General features: G+C 31.6%; 8 protein-coding genes. 2 read left to right on the forward strand and 6 right to left on the reverse strand.

Annotated elements, in window-relative coordinates:
* Nucleotides 1-6: 6 nt before the first annotated feature.
* The 3 genes from HAW63_01250 to HAW63_01260 all read right to left on the reverse strand — a co-directional run bounded on the left by HAW63_01250 (nt 7) and on the right by HAW63_01260 (nt 2,580).
* Nucleotides 7-945 carry a hypothetical protein gene (locus HAW63_01250; protein ID MBE8162599.1) on the reverse strand — a complete coding sequence of 313 codons (939 nt, stop codon included), beginning with the start codon at nt 943-945 and terminating at the stop codon, nt 7-9.
* Between the two features lie 91 nt (nt 946-1,036).
* Nucleotides 1,037-2,215: a thioredoxin domain-containing protein gene (locus HAW63_01255; GenBank protein MBE8162600.1), complete on the reverse strand. Its 1,179-nt coding sequence runs from the start codon at nt 2,213-2,215 to the stop codon at nt 1,037-1,039.
* Between the two features lie 32 nt (nt 2,216-2,247).
* Nucleotides 2,248-2,580, reverse strand: coding sequence for an HU family DNA-binding protein (locus HAW63_01260; GenBank protein ID MBE8162601.1), 333 nt, complete (start codon nt 2,578-2,580; stop codon nt 2,248-2,250).
* Between the two features lie 99 nt (nt 2,581-2,679).
* On the opposite strand from HAW63_01260, the gene argS reads away from it, so the two are divergent.
* Nucleotides 2,680-4,488 (forward strand): arginine--tRNA ligase, encoded by a 1,809-nt coding sequence (argS, locus tag HAW63_01265; GenBank protein MBE8162602.1) that lies wholly within the window; start codon nt 2,680-2,682, stop codon nt 4,486-4,488.
* Nucleotides 4,489-4,568: 80 nt separating this feature from the next.
* On the forward strand, nt 4,569-4,952 hold the full coding sequence (locus HAW63_01270; protein ID MBE8162603.1) for a DoxX family protein: 384 nt from the start codon (nt 4,569-4,571) through the stop codon (nt 4,950-4,952).
* A gap of 5 nt (nt 4,953-4,957) precedes the next feature.
* On the opposite strand, the gene HAW63_01275 is transcribed toward HAW63_01270, so the two are convergent.
* The 3 genes from HAW63_01275 to HAW63_01285 all read right to left on the reverse strand — a co-directional run.
* Entirely contained in the window at nt 4,958-5,749 is a 792-nt protein-coding gene (locus HAW63_01275; GenBank protein MBE8162604.1) for a hypothetical protein, read from the reverse strand.
* 9 nt (nt 5,750-5,758) lie between these two features.
* Nucleotides 5,759-6,733 carry an aminoglycoside phosphotransferase family protein gene (locus tag HAW63_01280; protein MBE8162605.1) on the reverse strand — a complete coding sequence of 325 codons (975 nt, stop codon included), beginning with the start codon at nt 6,731-6,733 and terminating at the stop codon, nt 5,759-5,761.
* A gap of 5 nt (nt 6,734-6,738) precedes the next feature.
* Nucleotides 6,739-6,940 (reverse strand): hypothetical protein (locus tag HAW63_01285; GenBank protein MBE8162606.1); only part of this gene is annotated, 202 nt, incomplete at its 5' end.

Raw genomic sequence — 6,940 nt, forward strand, 5'->3', positions numbered from 1 at the left:
TAGCTTTTATTTACTATAACTAGAGTATAGATTGGCTAGAACCCTAGAAATGGGTTTTTTAACAGGCTTACTTAAAGATTTTTTAGATTCGGAAGCAAATGTGGAAGTTTCTACATTTTTCATTTTTTGTATTTGTTGTCGGCATTGATTTAAACTAAGGCTAATGTTTTGATTTAGTTTTTGTAAAGCTTGTTTTTGTTGCTCTAGGTTTTCTTGAGCTTCTTGAGACTGTCGTAATTTAATAATTAAAGTATTTTGGTTTTTTGATTGTATTTTTTGTTGAAGGTTTAATTCGGCATTGTCAGTGCTTAGTTTTGCGATTGCTTTTTTACTCTCTTTTAAAATGGTTTGCATTTTATTTATATAATTATCTCTACTTTCAGCAGTCTCTTTATATTTTATATTTTTTATTTTTATGTTTTTTATTTCTTCTTCTAAGGCCTTAAGCGCAACCATGGCTTTTTCTTTGATAGTGTTTTTTTGTTTTACAAAATCAGCATGAGCTTGCTTGGAAAATAAAAGATCTTTTCTTAGTTGAGATAAAGTTTTTTGACTGTATTTATTAATATCATTAAGTTTTACATTTTCTTGGATTAGCTCACTGTTATTACTTTGAGCCACTTTAATTAGTTTTTGTATTTCTTGAGAAGTACTTTGAATGTGTTTTAATTTACCAAGCTGTTCTTGATTTTGCTTTGCATAATTTTGAAACAGTCTTCGTACTCTATTTTTAAATTTTATTATATATTTCTGATGTTTTAATTCTTGAATTTCTTTTTCTTTTTTTAAAGTTAAAAGATCTTGTTGCTGCAGCTGAGCAATTTGGTATAACTTTTCTACATAGTTTAATAAAATTTTACTATCTTCTTGCTTTAAAAAATTAACAGAAAGTAATGATAACTTTATTTTTGGTAAAGTTTTTTGGTTTTGTAGTTGAGTATCCATAACCTCTCCGTGGTAAAGAACTAAGTCCTTGCTAAAAGTATAGCAAAAAAAGGCTAGGGGTCAAAGTTTTGTACCCATAGGATAGTCTAGGCTAGTGCCGTGATTTTTTTAAAATTTTAGACTTTACGGCATCTAATACTGGCAAAAACTGTGCGTTTTCTAACTTGCGAGTATTAACAAGAAAGCTAGGAGTTCCTTGCACCTGTGCAGTTTGTCCAGCCTGCGCAAAGGCCAAAATACTATCTTGTGTTTTTTGGCTATCAAGGCAACTTTTCCACTGATTAATTTTTAATCCCGGAACGGCTTTTTTAATATCTAAAGAAAATTGAGAGGCATTGTAGTTATCTTTAATCTGAGATTGATTATCAAAAACAAAGTGATGAACAGCCCAGCCTTTATCTTGTTTATTGGCACAAAAAACGGCTTTAGTTAATGTGCAGGTTAAGCCCCCTCTGCTAAATTTTAAAGCAGGATTGCATTGAGAATCTAAAGGGAAGGGGTAAAATTCCAAACGAGTATTGTTAGAGTTGGCCAAAACAAAGGCTTTGATTTTAGGGTCTGCATGTTTACAGTGAGGGCATTGGTAGTCAGCAAACTCTGTAATAATAATTTTTGCATTGGCTTTGCTAGCCCCTAAATGTAGCATGGGTGCTACATTTAAGTGTATTGCAGGGTTAGACTCCCATTCGTCTACAATAAAACGCATTTGTCGTTTAAAATCTTTATTTTTAGGAGCTGATAGTAAAACATGGCTAAAAAAGCTTAATACCGCAATGGCAATAACAGGTTTCAAAAGTAAGTTTTTATTAAACAAGCTTTTTATATTCCATGTAGAGCGGGGAAGTAGTTTTCTTAAAGTGAACCAAATAATAATGGAAAGAAGGTAAAGCCCGATACAAAATAGGCAGTAGACATTTAAAAATAAAACAGAAATGCCCGCCATTATAATGGAGCCCAGCAAAGAAAAAGTGGCAAGGTTTAAGGCACTTTGTAATCGTTTTTGACTGTTTAAAGGGCTAATTTTATTCAGAATAAGAAGGGCCAGTATTACTAGGTGTAAAGCAAGGCCTATGTTAGAAATAGGAATTCCAGCAATATTGGAAAAGCTGCTAGCGCTTACGGCATCACAGTTAAACACTTTATTGATATTGCATATAGAACCACTGCTTTCTTGCGCACTATGCAGTTGGTAGTAATGTAAAGATAAATAGAGTTGTAGGGCAATGGAGAAAAGAACAGCAATGAACAGCGTATTTTTTATTGTTTTCATGTTAAAATACTAAAGAAAGAAAATCTTTTTGTCTAGGAACTGTTTTGTTCTTTTTTTGCAATTACTGATTTTGTTTTTGTTACTTTTCTTTTAATGGCTACTTTTTGTTTAAAGTGTTTTCCAGCTTTAAAACAAGGGCTTTTGCTAGGTGGAACTTCAATGCTTTCGCCAGTTTTAGGATTTTTAATTTGTTTTTTCTTGCGTGCCTTAACTAGAAAGGAGCCAAAGCCCATAAATTTTACTTCATGACCTTTTGCAAGAGAGTCTTGAATTAACTGTAGGGTGCCGTTTAGGGCTTGTTCCGTTTGTTTTTGGGGCCAAGATAATTTTTTAGCTAAACTTTGTACAAATTGTGCTTTATTCATAAGTATATTGAAGGGGTAATTAGTAAAGTGAATTGCTAGGCTTTTTTACCTGTTTTCTTCCCTTGCTGTCAAATTATATTTTTGTTAGTCTGGATAGCTATGTTGCTTAATTATAAAAAAAAAATAGCTTCTATTTTAGCTCCCCTTTTAAAGACAGAAGAAAAAGAAATTGTCGAATTATTAGAAATTCCTAAGCAAATTTCGCAAGGTCAACTATCGTTGCCAGTCTTTCGTTGGACTAAAGCCTTTAAGCGCTCGCCGCAGGATTTAGCGAGTTTTTTGGCAGAAAACCTTAATAACGCAAAATTAGATACTTTAGATACAGCACAGCCAATGGGAGGGTTTTTAAATGTATTTTTAAGTGCCTCTTCTATGCAAATGTTTTTACTAAAGGCCTATGAAGAAAATGTATCCGGCAAAAAAAGTTGGGGCTTTTCTGACATTGGGTTGGGAAAAACTTTGCTAATTGATTTTGCTTCGCCCAATGTGGCCAAACCCATGCATGTTGGGCATTTAAGGGCCACTATTATTGGGCAATCCTTATACAATATTGCCAAAACACAGTCATATAAATTAATTGGACTAAACCACCTAGGGGACTGGGGGGTGTTGTTTGGAAGGTTGGTGTGGGCTTATAAACAGTGGGGTACAGAGTATGACTTTAAAGAAAAAGGTTTTTCCTCCCTTTATGCTTTATATGTTCGTTTTCATAAAGAAGCAGAATCTAACTCAGACATGTTTAAAGAAGCATCTTTGATTTTTAAACAGTTAGAGGCAGGAGATAAAGAAATAGTAGTTTTATGGGAAAAATTTATTAACATTTCTTTAACCGAGTATCAAAAAGTTTGGGATCGCCTGGGAGTTCGTCACGATTTGGTTAAAGGAGAATCTTTTTATAACGACAGGTTAAAGTCGGTGGAGAAATTTTTAGAACAAGCGTCTTTATTAGAAGAAAGTGAAGGGGCCATGGTGGTTAAATTAGACGAGCAAAAAATGCCTCCTTGCTTAATACGAAAAAGTGATGGGGCCTCGCTATATGCCACTCGCGATTTAGCTAGTGCTTGGTATCGAATGGAAGAGTTAAAGGCCGATATTAATTTATATGTAGTGGGGCAAGATCAAAATTTATATTTTAAACAACTGTTTGCCGTGTTAGAAAAAATGAAAAAACCGTGGGCAAAAAATTGTCATCATATTAATTTTGGTATGTATCGATTTAAAGATGCAAAAATGTCTTCTAGAAAGGGTCATGTCATTTTATTAGAAGATATTTTAGATCAAGCTTATAAAAAAGTTTTTGATAAAATTAAACTTAAACATTCCGACTGGAATGATAAAAAAATGCATTCGATTGCCGAAAAAATATCTGTAGGAGCAGTTATTTTTAATGATTTATCTAGTGACAGAAGCAGTGATGTAGAGTTTTGTTGGGATAAAATATTAAATTTTGAAGGAGACAGCGGCCCTTATGTTCAATATGTTTTTGTGCGTTGCCAAAGTTTATTAAGAAAATTTGTTGCGCAAAATTCTGAAGAACTAAGTGCTGTTTTTGATAAAAAAACTTTAGCAGAATATTTAAATAAAGATTCTTTAAGCCAAATTGAACTTCCTTTAAGCTTTGTAAATAAATTTTTTAACAAAAAGGATGTAGACTTTAAAATTGTACCTGTTTTATCTTTACTGCTATCTTATGACCATGTTTTGTCAAAGGCATTTTGTAATTTTAAGCCTCATTTAATTGCTCAATATTTATTACAACTATGTTCCGCTTTTAATAAGTTTTATGCTCACCATAAAATTTTATCTTCTAAAGATAAAAATTTTTATATAATAGTAGTCTATTTAGTGCAGGCAATAATAAAAGAAGGTTTAGGCGTATTAAACATTCAATGCCCCGAAGAAATGTAAGCCCATTATTATATAAATCCATAAAACACTTGTACAAAAGGTAGCCTTGGGTAGACTTGTTATACAGATAAGGAGAGTGTATGTCCGAAGCTATTGCTAAATTTTTATTAAGAGTTTCTGTTGGAGGAATGATGCTTCCTCATGGTTTAGGAAAAATACAAGGAGGCATTGCCTTTATTAAATCGATAGTGGTAAAGGCAGGGTTACCAGAGTTTTTTGCTTACGGTATTTTTATAGGTGAGGTTGTAGCTCCCTTACTATTAATTATTGGCTATAAAACAAAATGGGCTGGGTATCTTTTATCTTTTAATATACTGGTTGCTACGATATTAGTACACTCTGGAGATATACTAACGCTGAGTCCTAACGGATCTTGGGCTATTGAAATACAAATGTTTTATATTGTTACAGGGTTAGTTATTGCTCTTTTAGGTGCCGGTAAATTTTCTATAGATAGAAAATAATTATTTTAATCAGAAAAATTTTGAACAGTTTGCTTTAAATAATTTTTTAATTCTAGGTTATTGCTACTTAGTATATCTTTGCATTCTTTTTCTGCACTTTTAAAGTCTTTTTCATTTCCCATTTCAAAAAACTTCCATGACGGAGTGTAATTAGCAAAAACTTTTTTTACATTAGGTTGAGAGGTAGAAAAAGTGTTTTTAATATAAGGTAATAAAACATCAGTAAAGATATGTGCTTTGTCTATTTTTATTAAAGAGAAAATTTGAGAAGAAATTACCATATATCCTGCATAATGTAGATAATTTTCAGAGATAGGGCCAATATTTAATACCTGGTTATTTTGGTTTACCTCAATGGTTTTAAAGCTTTTATTGGGGCTAGGGCAACACAGCAAGGTGGCTAAGGCTTTGTGCTGCTTATGAAAATCAATACTTTTTTGTAAAAATATAGAATTGCCTAAGCATAAACTGTCTGCATTAATCATTAAAAAATCTTGTTCTTTATCTAGTAAAGAAGCTATTTTTTTTAATCCACCAGCGCTGTTTAACAAAGCTTTTTCATAACTAAAATGGTAAGAAACAGTTTTTTTTTGCAAAAGTTTAGTTACAGTTTCTTGCACTTGTTCTTTTAAGTGATGAGTATTAAAAATAAACTCTGTAACGCCAATGTTTAATAAATGCTGCAAGTTAAAAGCAACAAGAGGAGTTTTTAAAAAAAGCATGCAAGGCTTGGGTGTCTTTAAAGTGTGGGGCAACAAACGCTTTCCCAGCCCAGCAGATAGTATAAATGCTTTCATGCTTTGTAGTTACTTATGTTTATAAAGGTCTGCAATAAATGTTTGCAAGTTTGGATAATTTAGCTTCATGACGTAATCATAGCTTTGTTTTACAGCATGGGGAAGGTCTATTAAGTAGTTGTGTACTTTATTATTTTCGTTATTTGCAAGTTTTATAAAACTTGCGGAAGCTTTTAGTAGGCGGTGAATGCTTATGCTATAGTAGTGGGTATTAAAATCATTTAGAAATAAAGAAGAGGCTTGTTTTTTAAAATATGCTTTTAATTCTTCTTTTTTTTCACAAGAAAGCTTTGCGTAAGGGTCTTCTAAAAGGCTTGCAAGATCATACAAAGGGTGACCCAAGCGGGCATCTTGAAAATCTATAATTTTTATTTGCTGTTTTTTTACCATTATGTTTCTACTATGATAGTCTCTGTGCACTAAGCAGAAAGAACTTTGATTTAAAAAAGTGCAAAAAAGATGTATTTCTTTAACTAATTCTTTAGAAAGACTGGTTAGTAAATTTTTTGAATGATAAAAGTTGTTAATACTAAGTAGAGATTGAGTAAATTCTTGAATTAAAAAATTTAGATCAAAGCTACTTTGAAACATGGGTAAGTTAATATCTTTTTTAATATTTTGTATTTTTATTAATTCTTGCAAACTTTGTTTGTATAATTGTAAGGCATTATCTTTAGTGCTGTATAAGCTGCAATCACCAAGGTCTTCTAACAAAATACAACTTTCTTCTAAAAAAATTTTTTCTATTTTTGGCACAGAAATATTATTTTCTTTAAACAAATTGTACATATTAACAAAAGAAAAAGTATGTTTTTGTGAGATTTTGTATTGTGCTTTAATGTCTGGGTCATGCATTAAAACATAACTGCTGTTTGGAGTAGTTAAGCGATAATATTTTCTATGCCCGCCATCGCCAGCAACGGGCGTGATACCTTTAAGATTAAGATAATTTAAAAAAGAAGGCAGAGGCTTTTTGCTCAGCATAAGCTTTATAAACAAGAAGTATTTACAATTTTTATTAAAGAGGTGTCTACTCGGATTATTTTTTTAGCTAATGTGTGAAAGTTTTTAACTAAAAGAGATTTTTTTTGTAATTCTGAAAAAGAAATACTAGAAGCAAATATAAAAAATAAATTTATTTTAGAATTATTTTGAATAAAGAAAAATAATTCTTCTTGTAGCGAAGGGGCA

This window comes from Pseudobdellovibrionaceae bacterium, from assembly GCA_015163855.1.
Taxonomy (GTDB): Bacteria; Bdellovibrionota; Bdellovibrionia; order Bdellovibrionales; family UBA1609; genus JAAOIH01.

Coding starts and splice junctions, on each gene's coding strand:
- HAW63_01270 (MBE8162603.1), top strand. CDS start 4,569: ATGTCCGAAGCTATTGCTAAATTTTTATTAAGAGTTTCTGTTGGAGGA.
- argS (MBE8162602.1), top strand. CDS start 2,680: ATGTTGCTTAATTATAAAAAAAAAATAGCTTCTATTTTAGCTCCCCTT.
- HAW63_01280 (MBE8162605.1), bottom strand. CDS start 6,733: ATGCTGAGCAAAAAGCCTCTGCCTTCTTTTTTAAATTATCTTAATCTT.
- HAW63_01260 (MBE8162601.1), bottom strand. CDS start 2,580: ATGAATAAAGCACAATTTGTACAAAGTTTAGCTAAAAAATTATCTTGG.
- HAW63_01255 (MBE8162600.1), bottom strand. CDS start 2,215: ATGAAAACAATAAAAAATACGCTGTTCATTGCTGTTCTTTTCTCCATT.
- HAW63_01275 (MBE8162604.1), bottom strand. CDS start 5,749: ATGAAAGCATTTATACTATCTGCTGGGCTGGGAAAGCGTTTGTTGCCC.
- HAW63_01250 (MBE8162599.1), bottom strand. CDS start 945: ATGGATACTCAACTACAAAACCAAAAAACTTTACCAAAAATAAAGTTA.